At 65.1% G+C, this 25265-nt stretch carries 21 protein-coding genes; 9 read left to right on the top strand and 12 right to left on the bottom strand.

Annotated elements, in window-relative coordinates:
- Window positions 1-131: 131 nt before the first annotated feature.
- The 3 genes from corA (at window position 132) to A39O_RS0116410 (ending at window position 2561) form a co-directional block, all read left to right on the top strand.
- The gene (corA, locus tag A39O_RS0116420; protein WP_020505759.1) at window positions 132-1070 is read left to right on the top strand and encodes a magnesium/cobalt transporter CorA; all 939 of its coding nucleotides are present in this window, start codon (window positions 132-134) and stop codon (window positions 1068-1070) included.
- A 293-nt stretch (window positions 1071-1363) separates the two neighbouring features.
- A complete protein-coding gene (locus A39O_RS0116415) occupies window positions 1364-1939 on the top strand; it encodes an RNA recognition motif domain-containing protein (protein WP_020505758.1) in 576 nt (191 codons plus the stop codon).
- Window positions 1940-2258: 319 nt separating this feature from the next.
- On the top strand, window positions 2259-2561 hold the full coding sequence (locus tag A39O_RS0116410; protein ID WP_020505757.1) for an RNA recognition motif domain-containing protein: 303 nt from the start codon (window positions 2259-2261) through the stop codon (window positions 2559-2561).
- Window positions 2562-2928: 367 nt separating this feature from the next.
- Here the strand turns inward: A39O_RS0116410 and fusA are convergent, their stop codons facing one another.
- On the bottom strand, window positions 2929-4974 hold the full coding sequence (fusA, locus tag A39O_RS0116400; RefSeq protein WP_020505755.1) for an elongation factor G: 2046 nt from the start codon (window positions 4972-4974) through the stop codon (window positions 2929-2931).
- A gap of 387 nt (window positions 4975-5361) precedes the next feature.
- Between fusA and A39O_RS0116395 the strand changes: the two genes are divergently transcribed.
- Window positions 5362-6111, top strand: coding sequence for a hypothetical protein (locus A39O_RS0116395; protein ID WP_020505754.1), 750 nt, complete (start codon window positions 5362-5364; stop codon window positions 6109-6111).
- A 5-nt stretch (window positions 6112-6116) separates the two neighbouring features.
- Here A39O_RS0116395 and A39O_RS0116390 read toward each other — a convergent pair whose 3' ends face one another.
- On the bottom strand, window positions 6117-6395 hold the full coding sequence (locus A39O_RS0116390) for a hypothetical protein (protein WP_020505753.1): 279 nt from the start codon (window positions 6393-6395) through the stop codon (window positions 6117-6119).
- Window positions 6396-6663: 268 nt separating this feature from the next.
- Between A39O_RS0116390 and A39O_RS0116385 the strand changes: the two genes are divergently transcribed.
- From A39O_RS0116385 to A39O_RS0116365, 5 genes are all read left to right on the top strand, one after another.
- The gene (locus A39O_RS0116385; protein WP_085954699.1) at window positions 6664-8973 is read left to right on the top strand and encodes an ATP-binding protein; all 2310 of its coding nucleotides are present in this window, start codon (window positions 6664-6666) and stop codon (window positions 8971-8973) included.
- Window positions 8974-9003: 30 nt separating this feature from the next.
- On the top strand, window positions 9004-9807 hold the full coding sequence (locus A39O_RS0116380) for a hypothetical protein (protein WP_020505751.1): 804 nt from the start codon (window positions 9004-9006) through the stop codon (window positions 9805-9807).
- An 85-nt stretch (window positions 9808-9892) separates the two neighbouring features.
- Window positions 9893-12331 carry a hypothetical protein gene (locus tag A39O_RS0116375; protein ID WP_020505750.1) on the top strand — a complete coding sequence of 813 codons (2439 nt, stop codon included), beginning with the start codon at window positions 9893-9895 and terminating at the stop codon, window positions 12329-12331.
- A 109-nt stretch (window positions 12332-12440) separates the two neighbouring features.
- Window positions 12441-14921 carry an amidohydrolase family protein gene (locus A39O_RS0116370; RefSeq protein ID WP_020505749.1) on the top strand — a complete coding sequence of 827 codons (2481 nt, stop codon included), beginning with the start codon at window positions 12441-12443 and terminating at the stop codon, window positions 14919-14921.
- Window positions 14922-15354: 433 nt separating this feature from the next.
- Window positions 15355-15837: a YbhB/YbcL family Raf kinase inhibitor-like protein gene (locus A39O_RS0116365; RefSeq protein WP_020505748.1), complete on the top strand. Its 483-nt coding sequence runs from the start codon at window positions 15355-15357 to the stop codon at window positions 15835-15837.
- A gap of 32 nt (window positions 15838-15869) precedes the next feature.
- Here A39O_RS0116365 and ccmI read toward each other — a convergent pair whose 3' ends face one another.
- The 10 genes from ccmI to A39O_RS0116315 all read right to left on the bottom strand — a co-directional run bounded on the left by ccmI (window position 15870) and on the right by A39O_RS0116315 (window position 24780).
- The gene (ccmI, locus tag A39O_RS0116360) at window positions 15870-17300 is read right to left on the bottom strand and encodes a c-type cytochrome biogenesis protein CcmI (RefSeq protein ID WP_020505747.1); all 1431 of its coding nucleotides are present in this window, start codon (window positions 17298-17300) and stop codon (window positions 15870-15872) included.
- Window positions 17297-17812 (bottom strand): cytochrome c-type biogenesis protein, encoded by a 516-nt coding sequence (locus A39O_RS0116355; RefSeq protein ID WP_020505746.1) that lies wholly within the window; start codon window positions 17810-17812, stop codon window positions 17297-17299. Before A39O_RS0116355 ends, ccmI begins: the two co-directional genes overlap by 4 nt.
- 13 nt (window positions 17813-17825) lie before the next feature.
- Entirely contained in the window at window positions 17826-18395 is a 570-nt protein-coding gene (locus tag A39O_RS0116350) for a DsbE family thiol:disulfide interchange protein (protein WP_020505745.1), read from the bottom strand.
- A gap of 101 nt (window positions 18396-18496) precedes the next feature.
- Window positions 18497-20485 (bottom strand): heme lyase CcmF/NrfE family subunit, encoded by a 1989-nt coding sequence (locus tag A39O_RS0116345; RefSeq protein WP_020505744.1) that lies wholly within the window; start codon window positions 20483-20485, stop codon window positions 18497-18499.
- Window positions 20482-20997 carry a cytochrome c maturation protein CcmE gene (gene ccmE / locus A39O_RS0116340; protein WP_020505743.1) on the bottom strand — a complete coding sequence of 172 codons (516 nt, stop codon included), beginning with the start codon at window positions 20995-20997 and terminating at the stop codon, window positions 20482-20484. Before ccmE ends, A39O_RS0116345 begins: the two co-directional genes overlap by 4 nt.
- An 8-nt stretch (window positions 20998-21005) precedes the next feature.
- The gene (gene ccmD / locus A39O_RS0116335) at window positions 21006-21200 is read right to left on the bottom strand and encodes a heme exporter protein CcmD (protein WP_020505742.1); all 195 of its coding nucleotides are present in this window, start codon (window positions 21198-21200) and stop codon (window positions 21006-21008) included.
- A 64-nt stretch (window positions 21201-21264) separates the two neighbouring features.
- The gene (ccsA, locus tag A39O_RS0116330) at window positions 21265-22023 is read right to left on the bottom strand and encodes a cytochrome c biogenesis protein CcsA (RefSeq protein WP_020505741.1); all 759 of its coding nucleotides are present in this window, start codon (window positions 22021-22023) and stop codon (window positions 21265-21267) included.
- Between the two features lie 23 nt (window positions 22024-22046).
- Window positions 22047-22718 carry a heme exporter protein CcmB gene (ccmB, locus tag A39O_RS0116325; RefSeq protein ID WP_020505740.1) on the bottom strand — a complete coding sequence of 224 codons (672 nt, stop codon included), beginning with the start codon at window positions 22716-22718 and terminating at the stop codon, window positions 22047-22049.
- A gap of 23 nt (window positions 22719-22741) precedes the next feature.
- Window positions 22742-23359, bottom strand: a complete 618-nt coding sequence (gene ccmA, locus A39O_RS0116320) for a cytochrome c biogenesis heme-transporting ATPase CcmA (RefSeq protein WP_020505739.1) — start codon at window positions 23357-23359, stop codon at window positions 22742-22744.
- A gap of 497 nt (window positions 23360-23856) precedes the next feature.
- Window positions 23857-24780, bottom strand: a complete 924-nt coding sequence (locus tag A39O_RS0116315; protein WP_026199469.1) for an SDR family oxidoreductase — start codon at window positions 24778-24780, stop codon at window positions 23857-23859.
- Between the last annotated feature and the right edge of the window lie 485 nt (window positions 24781-25265).

Raw genomic sequence — 25265 nt, 5'->3', positions numbered from 1 at the left:
CGGTTGAACGCGCCGGCCCGGGTCGACACCAACCAGGCGGACGCGCCGCCCCTGCACTCTGTAAGATATCGACTCAAGGCGCAGGCGTCGCTTTCGACCGCGGGGCCTCGATCACGGCTGGAGACTCTTTTGTGCTGTATGCCTACCAATTACAAGATGGGGTGACGCGCGTCATCGAGGACCCGGAGCGGCTGCTGGAGGCGGCCTGGATCGATGTGGCCGAGCCCACCGACGCGGAGTATGCGCTCATCAGCTCGCTGGTTCAGCACGAACTGCCCGAGGATGAGGACGCCGACGAGATCGAGGCCAGCACACGGACCTTCATCGATGAGCAGGGGATCCATCTCTCGACCCTGTTTCTGCACCGCGTGGAAGGGCGTCCGGAGAACACCAGTGTCAACGTGGTCTGCACGCGGGAGCGGCTGGTGACCGTCCATGACCGGGATGTGCCGGCGTTGCGTCTCATGCGGATCCGGGTGCGCCGGCGCCCCGAGTTACTGAAAGAGCCCATCGGGCTGCTGGCCGGGCTGTTCGAGACCACGGTACTGGACTTGGGCGATACCCTGCAGGCGCTCTATCGCGACCTGGAAGAGACCAGTTACCTGGTGCTGGAGGACAAGGATGCCGACCTGGGACAGGCGCTGGAGCGTCTGGCGGAACACGAGAACCTCAATGGCAAGGTCCGCCTCTGCCTGATGGATGCGCGCCGCGACCTGTCGTTCGTGTGGCGCAGCGCGCAGGCGTCCAAGCCGTGCGCCAAGCGGCTCAAGTACCTGCTGTCCGAGATCGACGCCCTGCTGCCCCACAACAACTATCTGTTCGAGAAAGTCACCTTCCTGCTCCAGGCGGCTCAGGGCTTCATCAATATCGAGCAGAACAAGATCATCAAGATCTTTTCCGTGGCCGCGGCCGCCTTCCTGCCGCCGACCCTGATTGCCAGCATTTACGGCATGAATTTCGCGCACATGCCCGAGTTGGGGTGGCCGCTTGGGTATCCGCTCTCGATCCTGATCATGGTCGTCTCGGCGGCGCTGCCGGTTGTTTATTTCAAGCGCAAAGGATGGTTGTGACGGACCGCACCGGCTTCCGGCACGCGCTCCGGGTGTGGCTGCCAGGCAGTCCGGCCGGGCAGCCGACAGTCGCCTGAGGGCCTGGTCCGGCCGCTTGACTTAGGACGTATCGCCCCAATATCTTGCGTGTTTAGAAAACGTAGAGCCGGTTTGCGCCGTCCTACCCACGCCCGCCGCGGCGGTCGGGCGCCGGTGATCGACCGGATCCAAGCGCAATCGGACATGCCGACCAACCACCGCTCCGCCGCGTTCACTCGTGGCGGCGCCCTTTGTATCGCAACAGGCGTGCCGTCATGGATTCGAAATCCGCCCCTATCGGGCACTCGCTCTCGACTCTACGTATCAGCAACCTTCCGCCTGGGGTCGGCGATGACGACGTCCGCGCCCTGCTGGCGCCCTACGGGGATACCCATCGGGTCGATCCCGGTCCGGTGAAGCCGGGCAGCGAGGCGCGGGTTGTCCGCTATGTGGTTATCGCTCACGAGGCCGCGGAGCGCGCCGTTGCGGGCCTTCACGGGAGTGTGTTCATGGGTGTCGTGATCAATGTGTGTCCTGATGCCGAAGCGACGGACGGCACACCGCGCCGCGCGGCCGTCGCCGCGCAAACACCCGACGATGAACTCCCCAGCATCCTCATCCGGCACCATTACGAAGTGGCGTCGGTCGAGCGCGCGGACCTGCCGGGGGACGGCGCCGGTGCGGATTGGTATCGCTATGTCCTGTCGAGTGGACGCTCCTGTATCACCGGGTTTCACCGCGGCAGCCTGGAGGAGGTCACCGAGTACGCGGTCGGTTGTGCCGCGGCATTCAATCAGCGTAATTTGACCGGCAAGAGCGCGCGCGTTGCGGCCGTCAACCCCAAGAAATAAGGCCGGTCTGCATCCGGATGGTGCATAGGCGCAGGCGGCCGCGGCGATCATCAACGCAGTCCAGAAGAGACGTGCGTTTCCAAGAGAGACCTGTTACTGTATCGGGGCGAGGACATTCTGAATCAGCGGCCGACAGTGCTCAGGAAGAGCAGTAGAGTCGTTGAAATCAATCACATCGATGCGCTTTCAGCCCATCCGGTCTCTGTGTGCCCTCCTCTGCCGCGGTAGCGGCATTCCGCTGTCGAAGGAATTTTGTGCTTGGCTTTTTTCGATAGTGTCAATTTTCATCAATGCACGCATTCTATAAAGACAGACAGATATGAATATCTACGTAGGCAATCTTCCGTTCAGCATCACCGACGCCGATCTGCGGGAGACCTTCTCCCGTTTCGGTGAAGTCTCGCAGGTCAACCTGATCAGCGACAAGTTCACCGGAGAGTCCAAGGGCTTCGGGTTCGTGGAGATGGCCAACAATTCCCAGGCTGATGCCGCGATCAAGGGTCTCAACGGCACCGACATGAAGGGCCGTAACATCACGGTCAACCAAGCCAAGCCTAAGACGGATGCGCCGCGTGGCGGCGGGTTTGGCGGCGGCGGTGGCGGCGGTGGCCGTCGTTATTGAGGCATCGAACCTCTGAACACCGCGGCGGCGCCCGAGCGCCGTCGTGGTGAGTGAAAACAAAAGCCCGGCGTCAGCCGGGCTTTTGTTTGGTGTCCTGCGTGGTGAACAACCAGGGTCAGGACTTGTTCTCTTGCTTGGTTTTCTTGACGGCCCGTTTTTCCTTGAGGTTCAAGCCGGACTTTTTCTTGGTTTCCTTCTTGGGGCTGCGCTCTTTCGTCATGGTAGTCACTCCAGGCTATTGCCGTGTTGAGGGGACGAGACCGGCCCCATGACCGATCACTCGTCAGAGTAGCAGAGACGGTTGTCGAGTCAACGTCCTTGCGTCGACGGCGCGGCTGGATCTGCAGCCGGCCGCCGTCACCGGTCCTTAGTCTTCGCTGCGTTGATAGGCGTCCGCCAGTTGCTTCTGAATGCTTGCCGGGACCGCCTCGTAGTGGCTCAGTTCGATCCCGTAGGTCCCCTCACCCCCGGTGAGCGCCTTCAGTCGGGCGTCATAGCCGGAGAGTTCGGCCAGCGGTACCTCGCCGTCGATGTCGATGCGCCCCTGGCTCGGGGATTCGCTGCCGCTGATCCGCCCGCGCCGACCGGATAGGTCGCCCGCCAGATCGCCCATGCAGGAGTCCGGTGCACTGATCCGGATCTTGACGATCGGCTCCAGAATCACCGGTTTGGCCTTGTCGACGGCGTCGATGAAGGCCTTGCGCCCGGCGGTCGAGAAGGCGATGTCCTTGGAGTCCACCGGATGGTATTTGCCGTCGTACACCGATACCCGGACATCTTGCAATGGGTACCCCGCGATGGCGCCGTCGGCCAATACCTGACGCACGCCCTTTTCGATCGAGGGGATGAAGTTGCCGGGGATGACGCCGCCCACGGTGGCGTCCACGAACTCGAATCCGCCCCCGCGCTCCAGCGGCTCGATCCGCAGATAGACTTCACCGAACTGGCCGGCACCGCCGGTCTGCTTCTTGTGGCGGTGGTGTCCATCGGCCTTGGCCGTGATGGTTTCACGATAGGGGATACTCGGCGGACGGGTGTCCACATCCACATGGAACTGCTCCGAGAGCCGCCGCAGCAGGACCTTGAGGTGCAATTCGCCCAAGCCGCGCATGATGGTCTCGTTAGTTGCGGCGTGATGCTCGATATGGAGGCAGGGGTCCTCGGACTGGAGTTTGTGCAGCGCGTCGTTGAGCTTCTGTTCATCCCCGCGCTTGGTTGGGGTGATGGCCAGCCCGAACAGGGGCACCGGGCACTCCATGGTGGTCAGGTGGTAGTGATCCTCGTCGTGCGAATCGTGCAACACGGCATCGAAGTGGATGTCGTCCACCCGCGAGACCGCCAGGATGTCGCCGGGGACGCCCTCGGCGACCTCGATCTGCTCGTTGCCCTGGAGCCTGAACAGGTGGTTGACCTTGAACGGCTTGCGGGCGTCGCCGACGTAAAGCTGGCTGTTGGTGCTGATGCGCCCCTGGTGGATGCGGAAAATGCCCAGCTTGCCGCGGAAGGGGTCGTTGATGATCTTGAAGCAATGGGCCAGCGCGTGTTTGGTCGGGTCAGGCGACACGCGCACCGGCTCCATGGCGGCCCCTTCGCCCTTCAGGTAGGCGGGCGGATTCCCCTCGGACGGGTTAGGCATCAGGCGGACCATGATCTCCAGCAGCTCCGGGATGCCGACCCCGGTGCCGGCGGAGCAATAGCAAATGGGGATGAGGTGGCCTTCGCGCAGCGCCGTCTCGAAGGGGTCGTGGAGTTGCTCGGGAGCGAGATCCTCCCCCTGTTCCAGATAGACATCCATCAGCGCCTCATCCATTTCCACGACCTGATCGATGATGTGGCCATGGGCCTCGGCCACGGACGAAAAGTCCGCCCCCTCACCGCTGGGTTGGAAAAAGCAGTCGATCACCCGCGTGCCGCGGTCGGCCGGCAGATTGATGGGCAGGCACTCGGCGCCGAAGGTCTCGCGGATGCGGGCGGTGAGCGCACCCAGATCCAGATCCGGCGCATCGATCTGATTGACGATGATCATCCGGCACAGGTGCCGGTGATCGAGTGCCTTCATGAGGCGCTGGGTGACTGATTCGATCCCGGCCTGGGCGTTGATGACCACGGCGGCGGTCTCGACGGCCGGCAGTACGGAGACGCTGCGGCCCAGGAAGTCCGGGTAGCCGGGGGTGTCGATCAGGTTGATGTGCTTGCCGTGGACGTCGACACTGGTGATGGCGGAGTCGAGCGAGTGCTGCAACTCCTTCTCCAGCGGGTCGAAATCGCATACCGTGGTGCCTTTGGCGACGCTGCCGGGGACGGGAATGACGCCCGTGGCGGCGAGCAGTGCCTCGACCAGTGTGGTTTTTCCGCTGCCGGCATGTCCGACCAGAGCGATGTTGCGGACGTCCTCGGCGTTGTATTCAGACATCGGTGATCCTGTTTTGTGGAGTGGCGTGGGGGAATGCGCCTAAGGGGAAACGGCGAGTAGATCGTCATATCCCCATCGGTCTAATCAGGAAACTGAAATTATACCGTAACTCGCCCGTCGCGCCCCGTCGCGCTCAGGGGTGCCGTGCGGATTGGTTGGGAGCCGGCAGCGGGAGCGAGGCGCCCGCTCCGGGCGATCAGGAAGCTGCCGGCGGCAGGGCGCAACAGGTCGGGTTGCCCAGAAGGCCGAGGCGGCTTAGTATCACGCGAACTGCGCGGTGCGGCACCTGTCAGGTTTAGAAACTGCGCCGCAGCAATTCGTGTCGCGGGTCGTCGATAACCTCTCGGGACTCGCCGTGGTTGGAACTCACTCGACTGGGGGTCGCAGATGAAGGATCTCGAAAGCACCTTGGGCGCAGTGCTCGCGCGAATCGCCGGATTTTTCGACATCCTCGACCTTTCCTTCCTAGTGGCCGGCACCCTGAGCCTGGCTGCACTGTTCTTTCTAACAACCAGCCTGGGGATCGCCCTGCCAAGCCTGCCGGGCGGCTGGTTCGCCGTCCTGGTCACCCTGGTGCTGGTCTATGGGAGCGGCTTGGCGGCCTTTGTCGTCGGGCGTTGGTTGCGTGCGGCCTACAACCGGCGCCTCTGGACCCGCGAGTCGCCCCTCGACGGCGGGCGCGTGCTGCCCGACATCCTTCGCGCCCATGGGCTGGATGGGGACCCGCGCTTTGCGCCCTATTTGACCGGGTCGGCGGATGATGCGTTGCGCCGCCCTTGGAGGCTCTACACCCGGCTCTGGGCCGAGCTGCGCCATGACCCGACCCGCGCAGCCTCGCTGGCCCTGGTGCTACGTTACTGGGTGATGTGTGCCACCTGCGACGGGCTTGCCAGTGCAGCCATTCTGTGGGCCGCGGTGCTGGCGGGGATTGCCTATGGCGGGTTACCGCCACTGGGCGGCAGTCCGATGCTGGGGCTCATGGCGCTGCCCCTGCTCGTGGTCGCGGTCCTGATGGTGCGTGAGGCGAACCGCTACCTGTGCTATCAGCACGAGGAACTGGTCGCCTCCCTGGCGGCGGGGGTGACGGTGGCATCATCGCTCCCGAAACCCGATCAAGGCGGCGGTGCGCCGACGTGATCAGGTCAATCGGTTTCGGGGTTCAGGTCGATACCGGGGCAATGGGTCTTGGCGAGCTTGCGCACCTGGGGCGAGGGGCGGTGGCCCGCACGGATGCACTTGTCCAACGTGTCGCAGTCGATCGTGACCGAGTCCGGATCACCATTCGCCCCGGGAGTGTAGCTGCCAATCTTTTCCCAAATGCCCTTGGACTTGCCTGGGTCGCCGGCAAATATGTCGGAGCGCCTGCGGCTCGCCCCTCCCGAGCCCGGATGTTCCTTAACCCGTCGTACGAAGATGGTCATCGATGTTCCATGCCGTGCCGTTGTTTATTGGGCGCATGTCCTTGCGAGGGCCGGTATCCTTGTTTGCCAGGCAATGCTAGCCGCATTTCCCTTCTGATCGAAAGGTCTAAGAATAGGATAGTTTTATCGCTTGTTGAGCCTGGGTCTCGGCTCAACTCTCTCTACCGCGGCCGGTCACGCGGCGCAGACGTGATCGCGATGCGGATTTCGGGTCTCTAATGTGTCTCACGGTGGATCAGCTTGATCCGTCAGCAAAGGGTGGACTCGGATGAGCGGACGAATCTATCGCGCATTGAACTCGGAACAGAAGGACAGGGCTAAGGCAGGGGCGTTCGCGTTCCGGGTCAACCTGCCGGGGCGGGTAGACCCCGAGAGTCTGAGGGTCCACTGGTACGGAGGTACTGTGCTCGGGGTGCGCGGCGGCCTGGGGGTCGAGGATAGCGATGTCCCGGACACCCCGAGCCCGCCCCAGCGGTCTTCGCGCCGCCGCCTGACCTCGGCCTACCGCATCTCGGGGACCCGGCCCGCGAGGGTGGACAGTGAGGCATTCAACCCCTGGATCGAGTATCGCCTGGAGCTCCCCACCGAGCACCGGATCGCCGAAGAAGAGGGGGAGCTGCAGGACCTGCGGGACTGGGCGGGCGAACTGCTCCAGGGGTTGCCAATGACCGGCTGGGAGGCACTCTGGGTTATCACGGATCAGGGCATTCAAACTTTTCTGGGGGCCAGCCTCTGGTGGGTGCGGCTGGGGCCAGCCGAAGGTTCAGGTTCGCGCCGCGAATTCTCGCCGTACACGCAAGAGGTTTTGGCCCCCTATCGTGATTGGCGGCCCCCGCCCGCAGGCGATGGAGGCCAGACCGATGCCCGAGCCTTGGGGCTCACGGCGGACGAGACGGCCTTTGCCGGCCGTTCCCAGTGGATCGCCTGGGGTCAGGTTTATCTGCCGGACCTGGACCGCGAAGGCCCCAAGGCCCCGGAAGAGCCTCCGGAGGCGGATATGGTCCCGATCGAGGTGTTCACCGTCGGGCCACTGCCTCGCCCGGCCAGTTGGAGTCTGAAGACACTCGAACGCTTCATCCAGGAGGGGGCGCGCATCCTCGCCGGCAAACGCAAGGCCCGGTCGGGTGCCGGGGGGGTGCCGCGGGACCGGGAGCGCACCAGTATCTTGGATCAGGTTTTGTTCGATGCCCGCATGGCCGTCATCGGGGGGGATTGGTTGGGGTCGGACAACCAGGCCCCCGAGCTGGCCGCCATGCTCGGCTATGTGCTCGACAACTACCCCCTGGTCCTGACCTTTCTCCTCCAACAGGAAGACGGGAGCTATGGCTATGCCCTGGACTGGGAGCAGCGCCGCTCGGTGGGGGAAGTCCCTGGGGCATCGCCGCTGTCGGATCGCCTAACGGCCATCGCCGGAGCGTTGGTCCCAACCCAGCACCTGGCGCAGGTGCTGGCAAGTGGCCTGCCCTGTCACTGGCCCATCGACGACGAGCTGTCCGAACTCGAGCGCTTTGAGGGGCTGTTCTGTGAGGGTGAGCGGGGGGACACGCTGTTGCTTATCCCTGTACATGCAGAGACCCTGGGTGGAGACGGCGTGTCGATCCCGCTGGTCGCCCAGGTCGCCTGGCCCCGTGCCGGCTTGCCTTTGGTTCCGGAATTGCGGGCCGGGCTGCAACGGGCTCTGCTGGCCCAGTCCAAGGATCTGCGCAATGGGTTGTTGATCCATCATTTCAGCCGCGAGTTCGGGCGTTTCGAGTTCGTGCGCGGGCTCTCGGCTTTCTTCGGTCACAACCTGCCGAAGACCACCGTGACCCCGCTTCTGAATGTTGCCAGCCGGCTGGGCCGGGCCAAGCCCCATGAGGTACCGGCCCTGGCGGCGCGGATCAAGGGGATCGCCAACCTGCTCGACACCCAGCTCAAGGCCCTGGACGTGTTCCGGCTGCCCAACTCGAGGGCGCTGGAGACCGAGTCCCTGGACCTCGGCGTCCTACTCGCCGAGGTCGATCTAGTCTTCGCGGCACTGGTGGACGATCGGGCCTTTCAGCAGGAGTCATTCGAGCGGGTCCGGGATCAGGTGCGTCTGGAGCTTCCTGATCTGGCAGACCTGGCGGGCCTGGCGGGGACCCCCCAGGTCCGCGGTTTTCGCCCGGCGAGCTTCCATGCGGTCTTTGTGCCCATCGACAATGCGTTTAAGGCGCTGACACCCGAGATGGTCCAGTCCGAACCCGGCCGTGGGTCGATTCGGGTCGGGATGGAGCCGACGCCTGGCGCTGTGCTGATCCGGGTCGAGGATCGGGCGGGGGGCATGAGTGAGGCCGAACTCCAGGCACTGCGGACGCGACTGGCCCGGGTAGCCGAGTCGGCACGACTTGGTCAGGGGCTCTCGCTGGAACGCCACGGCGGCGCGCGCAGCGGTGCCCGGCTCGGGCTCGGCCTGCCCCTGGCCACCTATTTCCTCAACCTTCTGGTCGGCGCGGATGGGCAGACCGGCGGGGTGGAGTTGGACTCGCAACCCGGAGTCGGCACACAAGTCACCTTGCGCTTCCCGATCAACCCGGGCCAAACCAGTCTGCAATTCTGACACCCAATTACCCAAAAGAGACCGCACCCCATGGACATCCTGATCCCAGTCATCGAGAACGACCCGGACGACTTTGGACGCGTCAAGGAGGAACTGACCGCCGAGCATCTCTGGATCGAAGCCACCGGGGCACTGGAGTGGCTGCAGCGCGACCGGGTGCGTCCGCGCCTGATGCAAGAGTCTGCCGTGTTCAAGCACAACGCGGTGGAGGCACAGGATGCACTGTGGGAGGCCCTGGACCTGGGCGCCCCGCTCCTGCTGCTCGATCTGGGGCTCTCCGGGGCCGAGGAGGTGGCGGTGAAAGATCTGGGCGATCGTGTCACCGACGAGGCGGATATGGAGCGGTTCTGGGAATGCCCGGACCTGAAACGGGTCGGTGGGCTCTGGGTGCTGCGCGAGCTGCAGCGGCTGCGGGGCCTGGGCCTTGGCGTCCCGGCGGTGGCCGTGGGCACCAACTTCGCCCGCTTCACCACCCCGACCCTGCCCTGGACCCGCTTCCTGCTCCGGCATGGCGCCACCTGGGTATACCCCAAACCCTTCTCCGACCTGGTGGCACGCAAGCTATTGGGGGCACTGGTGATCCTGTTGGCGGGCGGGGCCTGTCCGGCGCTGCAGACGCGCCTCGCCGGGATCTACCTGCGCCAAAAGGGGGACCCGGATGCCCGCCTCTGGGACCTGGGTCAACTGGAATTGATGGACCTCCTGGATCGGGCGATGGTGCGGGACAGCATCGGCAACCAGCGCGAGCGGGCGGTCGCCCTGGGGATCGCGTACAACACCTATCGCAGTTGGATCCAGAAGATCGAGGACCGGCAAAGCGAGACGCGGTCCTGATCCAAGGTCCTCGTGGGCGCCGATTCGTCCCCGCATCCCACTGAGACCCCGCGCCGACACCGTTCCAACCGACACGGATGCATCCATGATGACGCCTTCATCCAAACTCGCTCGCGGTGCCCGGGTACTGCAGCCCGAGTGTTTCCCCTGGCTCGACGACGCCCTGGCGACCCTCGATCTCTACCGGCTGCGCTTTGCCGAGTTGGAGGAGACCGAACAGCGGGAGCGCCCCGGCAACTCGGCCGAGCACTGGTCCAAGCCCTTCCTGTTCCACCCCGTGATCAGCATCTTCGGGCCCAGGGGCTCGGGCAAGACCAGCGCCTTGCTCACCCTTCTCGAGCACATTCGGCAGCGCTCGCCGGGGGATCTTATCCTGCCGATCATCGATCCCCACCGCTTCGTGCCGGGGGATCGGGTTCTCTACTCGTTTCTGGCTGCCCTGCAACCTCTTGTCGAGCGTCTTACCGGGGGCGCGAGCCATGAGTGGATGGGGCTGCCCCAGCCGACTGGGCTGGGCCACCGGCGAGAGGGCGCGGATGACCTCAACAAGCTTTTCCACGACCTGGCGGAGCAGGCTCGATGGCTCTTTCAATCCGGGGGCGAGTCCGCCGGGGGAGGGTCCCTGGAACAGCGTTTCAGGCTCCATTACCTGAGTCGCGGTCGGCGCTTTGCCGAGGGGCTCGACCAGCTCGTCCGTAATCTGACTGACCGGCGCTTGGCTGGCGCCGGGGGCCGCCCCCAGGACACTAAGAGGCCCCCCCTGATGCTTCTGGCGATCGACGACACCGACCTGGTGCCCGAGTACCTCGACGAGGTGATGACCTTTATCCGCATCGTCTCACCGTCTCTATCGCGCCTGGTGCTGCTCGTAACCGCCGACGACCGGCTTGCCTTGCGTTGCACCAAGGCGCGCTATGCCCGGACCATGTTTCCGGACTGGTCGCACACGCCTGACCCCGACGCTCGGTTGTTCAGCCCCCGGGAGGTGAACGAGGTCGCGCAGGGGCTGGCCTTTCAGTTCCTCGCCAAGTTCTTTCCCGATGAGGGGCGCTTCCGTCTGACCGCCCTGAACGAGCAGGGGCGTATCGCCTTTCGGCCCGACGACGCTCTCCCGACCCTCGGGGATCTGCTGGATCGAATCGGTCTGCGGCGCTTCCTGAGCCTCGACTGGGCGATCAAGGGGACTGCGACCTTGTCCCATTACGCATCCGTCCTGAGCGGGAATCCCCGACTCCTGGAGCAGGCCTATGACATCGTCCTGCGCCGCGTCCCAGGCCAGGGGGCGCCAGACTTGGACCGAGCGCGACGCGAGGTCTTGACCGGATTCGCCCGACTCTTTGTCTGGGATCTGGCGAATGACCAACTGGCCGCATCCCAATCCCAGGCCGACGAGGCGTCGGATGGTGGACGCGCTATCGCCCAGTCATTGACCAACACGGCGGTGGCGACCGAAATAACCCCATGGCGGGTACTGAGCCCGGCACCCGGTGCCTACCCCGGCTCAGTGGAAGGGACCCCGCGCCTGTATCTCTTCGCGGGCCATGAGATCGGGCTGAGGGTCCGCCGCCCGATCTTCGCCGGATCGGGCGCCGAGACCCCGGCCCTGCTGCCCCCCGCGCTGACTCTGGGCTACTTAGCGCTCCGCGATCTGCAACGCCCAGAGCTGGCGGACATCCTGCCCGGGCTCCATCTCCCGAGCCTCGGTATCGACCGACTCGGCCCCGTCGAGCCAACGGCAGCGGCGACAGGCCCGATCGATCTGGATGTCGGCGATACCCGGCTACTGTTCGAGACCTTCTATCCGCTGGCCGTGGCAGGCGGGTCCCCCGGCGGCTTCTATTGTCTGCCAATGCCCGCCTGGCGCTGGCCAATCCAGTGGCTCATCTTCACCCGGTACTGGGATCAGGTCGCTGTCTTCGATCCGGGACTGGCGATGGGGAAGCAGCAACTGCTATTTCTATTCCATTTGGTGGAGGCGGCGATTAAGATTGGGCGCATGGCCCCCCTGGCGGAGGAGCCCGCGCCCCTCGGGCGGCTCGAGCCTGAGACCCAGGCCAACCTCGGGATCGATGCCATCCTGCGGCGACTCCAAGGGTCCTATTTCAAGGACATCACCGATGGGGATGGGATCCTTGCGGAGTGGGTGGAGCTTGGGCTCTTTCGCTTCCTGATGCGTGCGGAGCAAGGCGGAAACAGCCCCTTCCGCGCCTGTGGACTGAGCGCGTCCCGAGTGAAAGACTTGGTGCTGGGGCTCACCGCGCGGGAGTTGGCCCAAGAACGCCCGCTCCTGCGCCAAAACATCGGCGGCCTCGTGGATGAGATCGAACTTAAGGTCTTTGAGCAGCAGAAGGGGAGTCGGATGAGGCGCGCATTCCAGGTCGGGATCCGCCTGGCTGGGGCCGCTAGCGCAGAGGTTGGAGCCATCGACGCTCCGGGCCAGGAGTTCACTGAGTACGGCACCCCCACCGTGGGGCCGGGTTCCGCGGACGCGATCGGAACCCCCATGGGCGACCCAAGCCCTTAAGGACGCCCCGACCGTGCCGCGCACCCGCCTGCCCTGGACCAGGCAATCCAACCATCCCGGCACAGTCCGCGATCCTGGCTCAAGCCCCTACCGAGGCAGCGACTGACCCATGCCGGTCGACCACTCCCGACTCTTTCTGCTCGCCCGCCTCGCCACCCTGCCGATCGAGGACGAGGCCTGGCTCTGGCCTCTACGGCCGGGCCTGGTGCGGCTCATCCCCAAGGGCGATGCCGGTCCCCCAGACCCCTCGCTGCATCCCGCGACGATCGAGCAACGCTGGCTGAACCTGTTCGAGCGCGAGCGCGTGCATGGGATCGGCAAGGAACTCGCCCAGGCCCTGCTGGCGCAGGTCTGGCCGCGGTCCGACGACCCGGTGGGGCTTGCGACCCACTATCGGCGCCTCGCGAACGGCTTCCTGCGCCCGGCCGGGGACCGGCTGGAGCTCAGCCCCCGCGGAGATGTTCTTGCGCTCGGTCTGACGCGGCTGGAGACCCTACAGTTGGCCCACCTGGTGCGCCTGCGGGTCGGACCGGATTTGTTGCCGAGCCTGTTGGTGTCCGACCTGCCGCCGGCGACACGGCGACCCTTGATCGCCGCCGGTCTGGTGGTGGACGATGCGGCGATGCGCCCCCTGTCCGACCTGCTGGACCAAGGGGAGCCCAGAGGGGCAGGGCTGGCCGATTGTCATGTGCACGCCGGGTCCGCACTGCGCGCCGAGTTCGTTTGGCCACACCTGCTCGGTGCGCTGGATCGGGATTGCCGGTTTTTCCTGCATCAGCCCGGTCCCCAGCATGCCCTGGCGCGCGATACCCCGCTCCTGGCGATGGCCGCGGCGGTGCGCCGCATCCTGTCCCTGCTGGCCCTGAACCGCTGGCGGGGCTTTTGGGGGGGCATCCTCGCGGTTGGCCGGCGTCTCGATCGCAACGGCCTCCTGAGGCTCGACGACTTTCTCGACGAAGAGCCCGAGTTCTTCTGGACCGAGACCTTGCGCGGTTTCCAGTCCCTGTGGCTCCAGTTGAATCTGCCCCCGGTGGAGGAGCCCTGGCTGTTGGTGGAGTCACGGGTCGCCATCGATGCCGACCCCGAACTACCGGCCCTATTCGATGCGCTCTGGTGGTTCTATGCCCGGGTGCGGGCGGGCTTCCACCGTCATTTCATTGACGATCCGGGGCTCGAGGGCCTGGGCTTCTTCACCGACGTCTATCAGCGCTCCAAGGCCATTACGGCCCTGCGTCAGCGGGTCCAGGCGGACCCGGCGGAACTGATGCGTCACCTCAACCCGCTCGGGCGGCTGCGCCACCTGGAGTTGCGCATCGTGCCGGACCCGCCTGCGGTGCTCCATGAGATGCTCCAGGTCGCCGAGACCATGGCCGGCGGGCCGGAGGCCGGGGGCGGGGCGGGAGCCAGCCTGTCGCTGGTGGTCCACGCCGTGAAGTGGGACACGCTTGCCAAGGGGGGCGGCGTGGACCGGGCCATGATGGAGTTGCGCAAACACATCAGCGATCTGCAGACCCTGATGGAGATCGAGGCCCCGCGCGGCCTGCCGCGCTTCCTGGTGGGGCTGGACGTGGCCGGGCGCGAGTTGGCACGCCCGAATTGGTTCTATCTGCCGGCCTTTGTCGAGTTGCGGGACTGGTGGCGGCAACACCTGGCCCCGCGCTGCCCGGGTTGCCGGGGCTTCGGCTACACCTTCCACGCGGGCGAGGATTTCGTACACCTCGCCCAGGGGCTGCGTCACATCGGCGAGGTCATGGAGTTCTTCCCCTGGGAGGAAGGCGACCGGGTCGGCCATGGGCTGGCCCTGGGCCTGGACCCGAGCGAGTGGCAGGGGCGCGTGCCGATGATTGTGAGCCGACTGGACTGGCTGTTGTTCGACCTGGTGTGGGAATGGGGGCTGGCGGCCACCGGCCGGGTGCCGATGGACCCGGGGATGCGCGAGCGGCTCGCCCAGGAGATTGCCGTGGTGGGCGAGGCCCTGCTCGGCACTGGTGACCAGTCGCCGGAGCGGCCGCGCACCGCCCGCGAGTGGTACGACTTCTATTGCGCGCTCCACTGCCCAAACCTGGTGCTGCGATCACGCGGCTTTCCGGTGGCCTGGTCGGGTGTCGACCGCTACCGGGCGAGCGACTGCGACCGGCTCTGGACCCAACCCCATGTCAATTGGGCGCTGGAGCGGTACCTGGGGCTGCTCGACCGGGAGGACGAGTTCCCCTTGCCCCACCAGCCCTATCCCTTCCGGGCCACCAAGGCCGATCGGGAACAGGAGGCCCTGCGTTTGCGCAACCTCCAGGGCTATCTGGTGGACCTGCTCGCCCGGCGCCATGTGGCGGTCGAGGCCTGCCCACTGAGCAATCTCACCATTACCGGTATCCCATCCCTGGTGGACCACCCCCTGCTGGCACTCAAGGACCGGCTGCCGATCCTGGCCAACACCGACAACCCCCTGACCTTCGGTACCGACCTGCCCCTGGAACTGCGCATGCTGTACGAGGCGGCCCTGGAGCGGGATGGCAACGCCGAACAGGCCTGGCGCGCCATCCGCGAGATGGTGGAGTCGGGCAACCGGTTTCGCTTTGGACGCCCGGCCTGAGGGGCATGGCCGATCGGGGGGCAATCAGGAGCCAAGCCCAAACGGTTGGGTCCATGGCCGCAGGGGCGACGCTGGACGATACACTACCCCCAACGCCACGCTTAAGAAAAAAAAGGCGGCCATTTGGCCGCCGAAGGACGCACAGCTAGGGAGTGGTAAAACCGTCTCTAGGGCGATTTTGTCTCTATGAACCGATGATCGCAGTATGGCGCAAATTGTTTCATCGTTGCAGCCTCATGATCTATATTCAGGTTCGGCGTTCGGCCCGGCGGTGAGGGGTCACCGCGTCAGGGCCGGCGTGTCGATCATCGGGTACTAAATCGTGAATTTTTGACCCCACATCGTTGCTTAGGGGCTCCCCGCGGGGCGCCCGATATCCATCCATTGATGATGATTCTACTAGGTTACCTTAGCACATACCGGAAGGCAGAAAATGACTCTGGTTCTCAAGTCTGAAGCATTCGATGACGGTGGTGAGATTCCGCCCAAGTATACCTGTGAGGGGGAGGATTGCTCTCCGGAAATCTACTGGGTTGGCGTGCCGGATGATACCGCGAGCCTGGTCCTGATCATCGACGACCCGGATGCCCCAGACCCGGCCGCGCCCCGGATGGTCTGGGATCACTGGATTCTGTACAACGTGCCGGTGACGACGCACCGACTCGCGGCGGGGGTGACTCCCGCCGAGCTTCCCGCGGGCTGCGCCGAGGGGCTCAATAGCTGGGGACGCACCGGCTATGGGGGGCCGTGCCCGCCCGTGGGCCGGCATCGCTATTTTTTTCGCCTGTACGCCCTGGACACCCGACTGCCTGCTGCCTTGAGCTATCCGTCAAAGGACGAGTTGCTGCTTGCCATGGATGAACACATCCTGACCCACGCGACCCTGGTCGGGACCTATCAAAAGATCGACAACTGACGTCTGTGGGTCACGGTGGAATCGTTGTCGCCTTAGGGCCGGACGCGATCGATGGTCACCGCAACCGACTGGGGCGTCGCGGTAGCGAGCGGGCCGACCTGGCCTTCCAGGTCGCCCTGACCGGGAGTCGCTTGTCCGGACTTGGAAATGCGCGCTCCGACGATCACCTGCGGGAAACTCGAAAGGCGCATGGCCGGTACCACGGCGGAGCTGTCGTCCAGGGTGACGGTGGCCGGTAAATCCGCGGCGGTGACCCGGCTTACCGCGAGGGGCATCGGCGGGCCGGCCGCGGCGCGGGCATAGATGAATAAGGTGTCGGTCGGATTGACCTGGGCGGCGAGCTCGGGGGCGAGGTTGACGCTGACCTGGATGCGGGGCCCCTGGCTTGCCGCGGATGCCTGGGTGTCTTGCGCGGGGTCGGCCTGGCTCACCTGGGCCTGCGCAGCCGCTGCCGCCGGCGCCTCCGGCGGCAGCGCGGGACTGATTCCGCTTCCGCCGGGCGCCGCGCTGCTCTGGGCACCGCTCTGCGCTTCCGGCAGGCCGCCGCGACGGCGCGCCTCGGTAATCATCTCGCGCATCTGAACGGCATCCTCGCCGGCTGGGTCCAGCTCAGTCAGGATTCCCTGCCAGGTTGCCGCGGCCTCGGCGAAGCGCGCTTGCTGAAAGGCCAGCATCCCACTGAGCCAGCGTGCGCTGGCGTTGTCCGGTTCACGCTCCAGTGCCGCCTGGATCAGTTCAGCCGGTTGGCCGTCGAGTTGGTTGCCGCTGTTTGCTGCCAGCGCCTCAGCATAACCGACCATCACTCCGGCATCGTCGGGAGCCAGTTGAAAGGCCCGCTCCATGGCTTCCAGCGCCTTGGCCGGTTGATCAATGGCAACGTAGGTGCGACCGAGCATCAGCCAGCCTTCCAGATTGTCGGGATTTTGCTGCATCCGCTCGGCGAGCCCCTGCGCCAGGGTGTCGAGTGACGGCAAGGATTGCCCCTCGGGTCCGACGACGTGTTCAGCGGTCGGTGCGACCGCGGCAACCACGGCGTTCTCGATACGCGGAATGATGGCGCGATCACCCAGTTCCAGGTACGTCAGTACGGCCGCTGTCGGCACGGCGAGTATCAATACGAGTGCGAGCCAGGGTGCACGGTCCGCGTGTGCGCGCTCGTCCGGGGTGCGGGCGCCGGTCGATCTCGGCGAGCCGGGGGCCTGGTCCCCTTGCAACTCGCAGTCATGCAGGTCGGATAACAGTTCGCGCTCCAGGTCCTTGCGCGCGGCAGCGGATTGGCCTTGATCGAGAACGCCCGCGGCGAGGTCGGCATCCAGTTCCGCCAGGCGGCTGCGGGCGATCTGAAGATTCAGCTCGGACTGGCTGGGCGATGGATCGCTCGCGAGGCCGCTCAGTAAGGGCCGGGCGATGAAGAGGATGGCCAGGCCCGTGAGCCCGGCCGCAAGTATCCAGAAAATAATCATTTGGCTTGGTCGTGCGGCTCGGCAGCGGCGAGGAGTTGGTGGAGGCGGGCGCGCTCGGCGGCGTCGGTTTCCGGTTCGGGTTCAGCCTTTTTGGCCTTCAGGGCGCGCAGCAGGAGCCAACCCCCCACGCCGATCAGGACGAAGGGACCGAACCAGAGAAGATAGGTGGAGGGTTTGATCTGTGGCTGGTAGAGCACGAAATCCCCGTAGCGGTCCACCAGGAAGGTGATGATCTCATCCTGGCTTTTCCCCTCGCGCAGCATGCCGTAGACCTCCTTGCGCAGGTCCTGGGCCAAATCCGCCTGGGAGCCGGCCAGCGATTCGTTTTGACAGACCAGGCAGCGCAGTTTACTGGTCAGGTCGCGAAAGGTCCGCTCCTGAGCCGGACTGTCGAAGGTGAATTCCTGTAGCGTGTAAGCGGCGGCGCCGCCGCCGCAGACGAGCGCGCCGGCGAGGACACCGGCGCGTGCGGCGGACCGGAGTGTTTTGCCGATCAGATGGTTACTGCTCATTGAAAACAAAGGATCAGTGTTGGTTTGCGGCATTGACGGGCTCGCCTTTCGGCGAGAATTGCTGGATCACCGGCAGGATCTCCTCGGCCCAGACCTTGCCGTCGATGGGACCGATGCGCTTATGGCGGATGATGCCCTCGGCATCGATCACGAAGGTCTCCGGAGCCCCGTAGACCCCCCAGTCGATCCCAGCCTGGTTGTCCGGGTCGAAGACGCTCAGGGTGTAGGGATCGCCGAAACGGCTCAGCATCTCCAGGGCGGCCGGGCGCTCGTCCTTCCAATTGAAGCCGATCAACTGAACGTCCGAATCGCGCGCGATGCGCACCAGTTCGCCGTGCTCCTGGCGGCAGGACGGACACCAGGACGCCCAGACATTCACCAGCGAGACCTGCCCCTTGAGGATGTCCGAGCTGATCTGTGTTCCCGGCTCTTTGAGTGATTCCAGGGTAAAGGGCGGGGCCGGCTTACCCACCAGGGGCGAGGGCACCTTGCGCGGGTCCAGTGACAGCCCGTAGAACAGCAAGGCGGCCAGCGCCAGAAAGAGGCCCAAGGGCACCAGATAACTGGTGGTGGAACGTGCCATGATCGATCCTCAATGTCGGTCGGTTGCCGCGGGCCGCCGCGCCGCGGCGCCCGCCAGGCGCGCGCATTCGCCACGCGCGCCGCGGTCGGGCAGTGCTTCGGTCAGGCCGGTACCGGCGTGCCGGCCGCTACGGTCGGTACGGTCGCGGTCCGGCGTTCGGTGCGGTAGCGTCGGTCGCTGATGACCAGCAGCCCGCCCAGGGCCATCAGAATGCCGCCGAGCCAAATCCAGCGCACGAACGGTTTGTAGTAGAGACGCACCGCCCAATCACCCGCGGTACCCACCGGTTCGCCGAGCGAGATATAGAGGTCGCGCAGCAGGCCCGGATCGATCCCGGCCTCGGTCATCGGCATCCCCCCTGTCAGGTAGGCGCGCTTCTCGGGGTGCAGGACCGCGATCTGACGGTCGCCCTGGAACACCAGGAATTCCCCCCGCTGAGCCCGATAATTCGGACCCATGACGGGTTGGGCGCCGTTGAACTGGAACCGGTAACCGGCGGCCTCGTGCGTTGACCCCGGGGCCATCCGGACATCGGTCTCACTGCCGTAATTGGAGACCAGCGTGGCACCGATGATGAACACGGCGATGCCAAGATGGGCCAGCCACATGCCGTACCAACTGCGGCCCTGGCCGCCCAGGTCCGCGACCAGGCCTTGGAACCCGCGATGCCAAAGGCGCTCACCCAAGGCGATCAGGTGGGTGCTGATCAGCCAGGCCGCGAGGCCCAGCCCGAGGCTGACGTAGAGGTTGCCGGGCAGGATCAGGTCGGTGACGGCGAGCGCTCCCACGGCCAGGCCGACACCGAGCGCGAGCCACAGTTGCCGCAGGAGGCGGGCCGGTTCATCGTGTTTCCAGCGGGTCAGTGGACCGATACCCATGGCCAGCACCAGCAGCGGCGAGATCGCCACGAACATGGTGTTGAACCAGGGGAAGCCGACCGAGATCTTGCCCCAGCCGGCCGCTTCATAGATCAGCGGTGCCAGGGTGCCGAAGAGCACCAGCGCGGCCAGGGCCGCCAGCAGCAGGTTGTTGACCAACAGGAAACTCTCGCGCGAGAGCAGATCGAAGCGGCCGCCGCCGGAGACCGTCGGGGCGCGCCAGGCATAGAGCGCCAGTGAACCGCCAATGACGATCACCAGGAAAGCGAGGATGAAGGAGCCGCGCGCCGGGTCGGTGGCGAAGGCGTGGACCGAGGTCAGAACGCCTGAACGCACCAGGAAGGTGCCGAGCAGCGAGAGTGAGAAGGTGGCGATGGCGAGCAGCACCGTCCAGCTCTTGAAGGCCCCGCGCTTTTCGGTCACGGCCAGCGAGTGGATCAGCGCGGTGCCGACCAGCCAGGGCATGAACGAGGCATTCTCGACCGGGTCCCAGAACCACCAGCCGCCCCAGCCCAATTCGTAGTAGGCCCACCAGGAACCGAGCGCGATGCCGATGGTGAGGAAGATCCAGGCGACCGTGGTCCAGGGCCGCGACCAGCGTGCCCAAGCGGCGTCGAGCTGCCCGCCGATCAGTGCGGCGATGGCGAACGCGAAGGCCACCGAGAAGCCCACGTAACCCATGTAGAGCATGGGCGGGTGAATGATCAAACCAAAGTCCTGGAGCAGCGGATTGAGGTCTCGGCCTTCAAGGGGTGCCGGGAAGATGCGTGCGAACGGGTTCGAGGTCAGCAGCATGAAGAGCAGGAAGCCGATGGCGATCATCGCCTGTACAGCGATGACGCGGGAGATCATCGGCAGCGGCAGGTTGCGGCTGAAGCGCGCGACCGCCGCGCCCCAACCGGCGAGCAACAGCCCCCACAGCAGTAACGAACCCTCGTGCGCGCCCCAGACGGCGGACACCTTGTAGGCGGTCGGCAGCAGGCTGTTGGAATTGGTGGCCACGTAGACCACCGAGAAGTCATCGGTCAGAAAGGCCTGAACCAGGCAGAGAAACGCGACACTCAGGAAGGTCAGTTGACCCCAGGCGAGCGGCCGGGCCATCGCCATCCAGGAACGCCGGCCGTTGAAGGAGCCCCAAAGTGGAACGATCGCCTGAGTGACGGCCAGCGTCAGGGCCAGGATGAGGGCGAAATGGCCGAGTTCGGGAATCATCGGGTCACCGTTCGCGGGTCGGCAGGCTGCACCGCGGCTTGTTGAGAGGTAGCGGCCGAAGGGGTGCTCAGGCTTTGTGTCAGCCCCTGCGCATGTTCGGTTTTGAGGCTGTCGGCGACCTCGGGCGGCATGTATTCCTCATCGTGCTTGGCCAGTACCTCTTCGGCATAGAAGACCCCATCCGGGCCCAGCCGTCCGCGGGTCACGGCCCCCTGACCCTCTTTGAAGAGATCGGGGAGGATGCCGGTGTAGGAAACCTTGACGGTTTGCGCCAGATCGGTCACATCGAAGGTGACGGTGAGCCCGTTCTCCGCCCGCTGAACCGAACCCTGGGAAACCAGACCCCCAAGGCGGAACACATGATCCGCCGGCGCCTCTTTGGCCATCACCTGGGAGGGGCTGAAAAAGTAGGAGATATTACTTTGCAGTGCGCTCAGGGCCAACGCCGCGGCGGCGCCGACGCCGATGATCGCCACACTGACCAGGACCAGCCGTTTCTGTCGTGCCTTCATGAAATGCCTCACTCGTGATCTCGCGGGTGGTCCGGCGGAGTGCCTAACCGCAACAATCGACTCAGCCGCGCCAAAATAGTTCGCCGCCCGCGACGCAAACCGATCACCTCGCCGACCAGCAGCAGCAGGGCCATGCCATAGGCGCCCCACACGAATTGGGCGTAACCGCCCTGGGACAGGAAATGCATCAAGCCTTCGTTCATGGTTTTCCCGGCGTCGTGGCGCCTTGACGTGTACTGCGCGGGTGCGCCGGGCCAGGGTTTGCGATCATGAGCGGGCCTCCGCCTGGATCGTCTCCGCGGCCCAAGTGGTCTGCGCCTCGCGCGTCAGGATGATGGTGCGCACGCGCATCAGGGTCGTCGCGAAGGAGTACATCCAGAACCCGAGCGTGGTCATCAGCATGGCGAACAGGATATTGCCGTCCACCTTGCCGAGCCCCGAGCGCTGGTGCAGGGCCGCGCACTGATTAGGATCCGGACAGTTGATGGACCAGAAGATCACCGGCACCATCACCAGTCCGACGATGGCCAGCAGGGCCGCGGCCCGGTCGGCCCGGCGGGCATCGTCGATGGCCGAGTGCAGGGCGATGTAGCCGATGTAGAGAAAGAACAGAATCAGCTCCGAGGTCAGCCGTGGGTCCCAATCCCAGTAAGTCCCCCAGCTCGGGCGTCCCCAGAAGGACCCGGACCAGAGTGCCAGGAAGGTGAAGATGGCCCCGGTCGGGGCGATGGCGTTGGCCATCATATACGACAGCCGGGTGTTGAAGACCAGCCCCACCGCGGCCCAGCCCACCATGACCGCATAGAGCCACATCGACATCCAGGCGGCGCCGACGTGGAGGAAGATGATCCGGTAGTAGCCTTTCTGAGCATTGCTGCCGCCGAGCTGATCCGGCGTCTCGAAGAAGCCCCAGTAGAGACCGACCAGGAGCGAACCGGCCGCCAGCACCCAGAAAACCGGAATCATCCGGCCCGCCAGGGGATAGAAGGTGGACGGTGAAGCGAACTTGGACCAGGCGCTGGACATCGGGTGGCTCGGGCGGTGCAGTGTCATTCGATTGAAATGCGCAGCGCGGCCGCGGATGCGAGCGGCGCCAGGATCAGAGACGACAGCAGGAAGGCTGCCAGCAGCATCAGATAGGGCCGGGTGGCGGTAAGTTCCACCGCGGCGAGTTCCACCGCCCCCGCGCCGTAGACCAGCACAGGAATATAGAGCGGCAGGATCAGCAGCGACAACAGGATGCCCCCGCCGCGCAAGCCCAGGGTCAGCGCGGCGCCGATGGCCCCGATCAGGCTCAGCACCGGGGTGCCGAGCAGCAGGGCGGCCATCATGATACCGATAGCCGGGTCGGTCAGGTGATATTGCATGCCGACCAGGGGTGCCATCAAGACCAGGGGTAGCCCGGTCAGCAACCAGTGGGCCGTGATCTTGGCCAGTACCAGCAACACCAGCGGCTGATCGGTCAGCAGTAATTGCTCCAGGGTCCCGTCCTCGAAGTCGGCGGCGAACAGCCGCTCCAGGGCCAGCATGGAGGCGAGCAGCGCCGCCACCCAGACCACGCCCGGTCCCAGGATGCGCAGGACCGCGGTTTCGGTGCCGACGCCCAAGGGAAACAGGCTGACGACGATCAGGAAGAAAAACAGCGTCGTCAACACATCGGTGCGCCGCCGCATGGCGAGCAACAAGTCACGGTGCAGGACGCTCCAGAAGACCTTGAACATAGTATCCGGTCTCGGCTCCGGGCTCAGCGGCCCAGGTCCAGGTGGCAGGCCTGACCCGAGGTCAGCGGCACTTCCTGATGGGTGGTGAGCACCACCAGCCCGCCGCCGGCGACCTGGTCGGCAATCAACAGCTGGAGCAGGTCGACCGCATCCGTATCGAGTGCGGTGAAGGGCTCATCGAGTATCCACAGCGGCGCCCGGCTCAGGATCAGACGTGCCAGGGCCGTGCGCTTTTTCTGGCCCTGCGAGAGCATCCGCGTGGGAATATCCTCGAACCCGGCCAGCCCGATGCGGGCCAGGGCGGCCCAGACGGTGCGCGTGTCGGCCTTGTCGCCATCCAGGGTGGCGGCCAGGCGCAGGTTTTCGACCCCGGTGAGATCGCCCTTGATTCCGTTCAGATGGCCGAAATACAGCAAGTCGCGCCGGTAATCCTCGCCCAAGGCGCGGATCGACTTGCCGCGCCAGTGCACCTCCCCGTGATCGGCGGTGTAGAGACCGCACAGGGTGCGCAGCAGGGTCGTCTTGCCGCTGCCGTTACGTCCCCGCACGTGAAGTAGGGTACCGGGTCCGACCTCGAAGTCCAGTCCGGAGAACAGCAAGCGGTCGCCACGCCGACATTCGAGCTGGGCTACCTGAAGCATGAGGGTTACGGGGATCCTTGGGGTAGTCGCAGGGTTGGCCGCCCGGTCTGGGCAACGCCGTCGCGTCGCGACGGCCGCTGCCGGTCCCGTCGCCGCAAGGGCGCAACCTTAAACGTTGGCGCGGATTCCGACAACCCGCCCGCGGCCTGATGACAGCTTTCGTACCCGATACCCAGACGAACACGCGTGTAGGGGCGGGTTTTAAACTCGCCCCTAGCAGCCTGTCGGACTTAGCCCCTAGGATTAGGGTATGAGTCAACATAAAGGCTCTTTGTTGCTCCACAATCTAACGTAAGGTGATTTCCGCGAAAAATCCAACCCGTAGGAGCCCGCTTGCGGGCGACGGGTGGGCAATGACGCGATTCCGGCAGGTCACGTCGCCCGCAAGCGGGCTCCTACGGAGCTTGATTCTTGATAGCGTCTTATTCGGAAATCGCCTAAAGTCCGACAGGCTGCTAGGTCCGGTTTTCGCGTTCGATGGCGATATGACCGTCGGGTCAGTTCCTCAGGTACGCCAGCGCGTCTTTGTTGAAGGGGTGCGGGGTCACGCCGAGCCGCGCGAAGCCGTCGTCCTGCGTGCAGACATTGCCCTCCATGAGCATCTCGATCTGGCCACGGGTGATTGGGAACCAGGGAAAGCGATCGAACAGACGCGCGGCCGCTTTGATCCCGAACACGGGGGCCGGCAGCATCCACTTGGAGCGACCGCCGGCCGCGGCGATGGTGCCGAGGATCGCCTTCCAGCTCAGTGCGTCCGGGCCGCAGAGACAGTAGGTCTGGGCGTGCGTGCGGGGATCGGTGAGCGCCTGGACGAACGCGGCCGCCACATCGGTGACGCTCACCGGCGCAAGCTGAAACTGACCGGCATTGAATGGCAGCAGGCCCGTGTAGAACAGGGGTGCGGGGATCGGGCTGTCGATAATGTCGCGCTTGAGTTGGTCGCAGAATTCCATCCGGCCGCGCGGATCGCCGAAAATCACCGAGGGTCTGAAGATGGTCCAGTCCATCCCGGATGCTTTCACGGCTGCCTCGGCCTGAAACTTCGTGCGCTGATACGCGGTGCCGTCGGCGTGGATCCCATTGGCACTCATCAAGAGGAAACGCTTCACGCCCTGCGCTCTGGCCGCACTTAGGGTATCCACCACCCCACGATGCTGAAGTGCATCGAAGCTGATGCCGCGTGATGGGAACTCGCGCAGGATGCCGATGAGATAGACGACGGCGTCAGCCCCTTCGACGCAGCGATGGAGCGCCGCGAGGTCTCCAACCTCGCCGGTCACCAGTTCGCACTCGGTCGGTCGCTCAACTTTCGATTCGCTCCCTGCCCGGACCAGCAACCGCGGCAGGTGGCCATCCTGGAGGAGTCGCTCGATCAGATAGGTGCCCACGAACCCGGTACCGCCGATGATTGCCACCTTCACGCCGCGCACTCCTATCTGATTAGATTGAAATTTTGTTGAACGCCGAGACCTCGCGGGGGCCGGCAAGGCCCCCGGACAGGCTCAGCCTTCGTCGATTCCCTCGGTTTCCGGATTGTTGATCATTGCATGAACCCGGCTGTCGGGGCAGTAGGACTCGAGTATGTCGATCGGATCGTTCATCGTGTTCTCCTGGTGGTTGACCGGCGCGCGGCCGGATTTCTTTGCATGACCCGGTCTGTTGCCGGGCACCAAGGAAAATGGTACCTGTCCAGGCGATGTCAAGGGTGCTCTCCGATCCCGGCACCCTCCGGAAGGGGTCGGATGGGCGGTGTCGATCAGCGCAAAAGTCAGCCGGTTCCAATACGTTTCCTGGTGTTGAAGGATGCATGGCGCGGTGCGTACCGGCTCGGCCGGGGTTGGGTCTGCGCGCCCGCTGAACAGCCGTTGAAAAACTCAGGTGAGACGATACCTCGTGACTCTTGCCC

Origin of the sequence: Lamprocystis purpurea DSM 4197, assembly GCF_000379525.1 — a bacterium.
GTDB lineage: Bacteria > Pseudomonadota > Gammaproteobacteria > Chromatiales > Chromatiaceae > Thiodictyon > Thiodictyon purpureum.
This window is presented reverse-complemented; position numbering and strand designations above follow the sequence as displayed.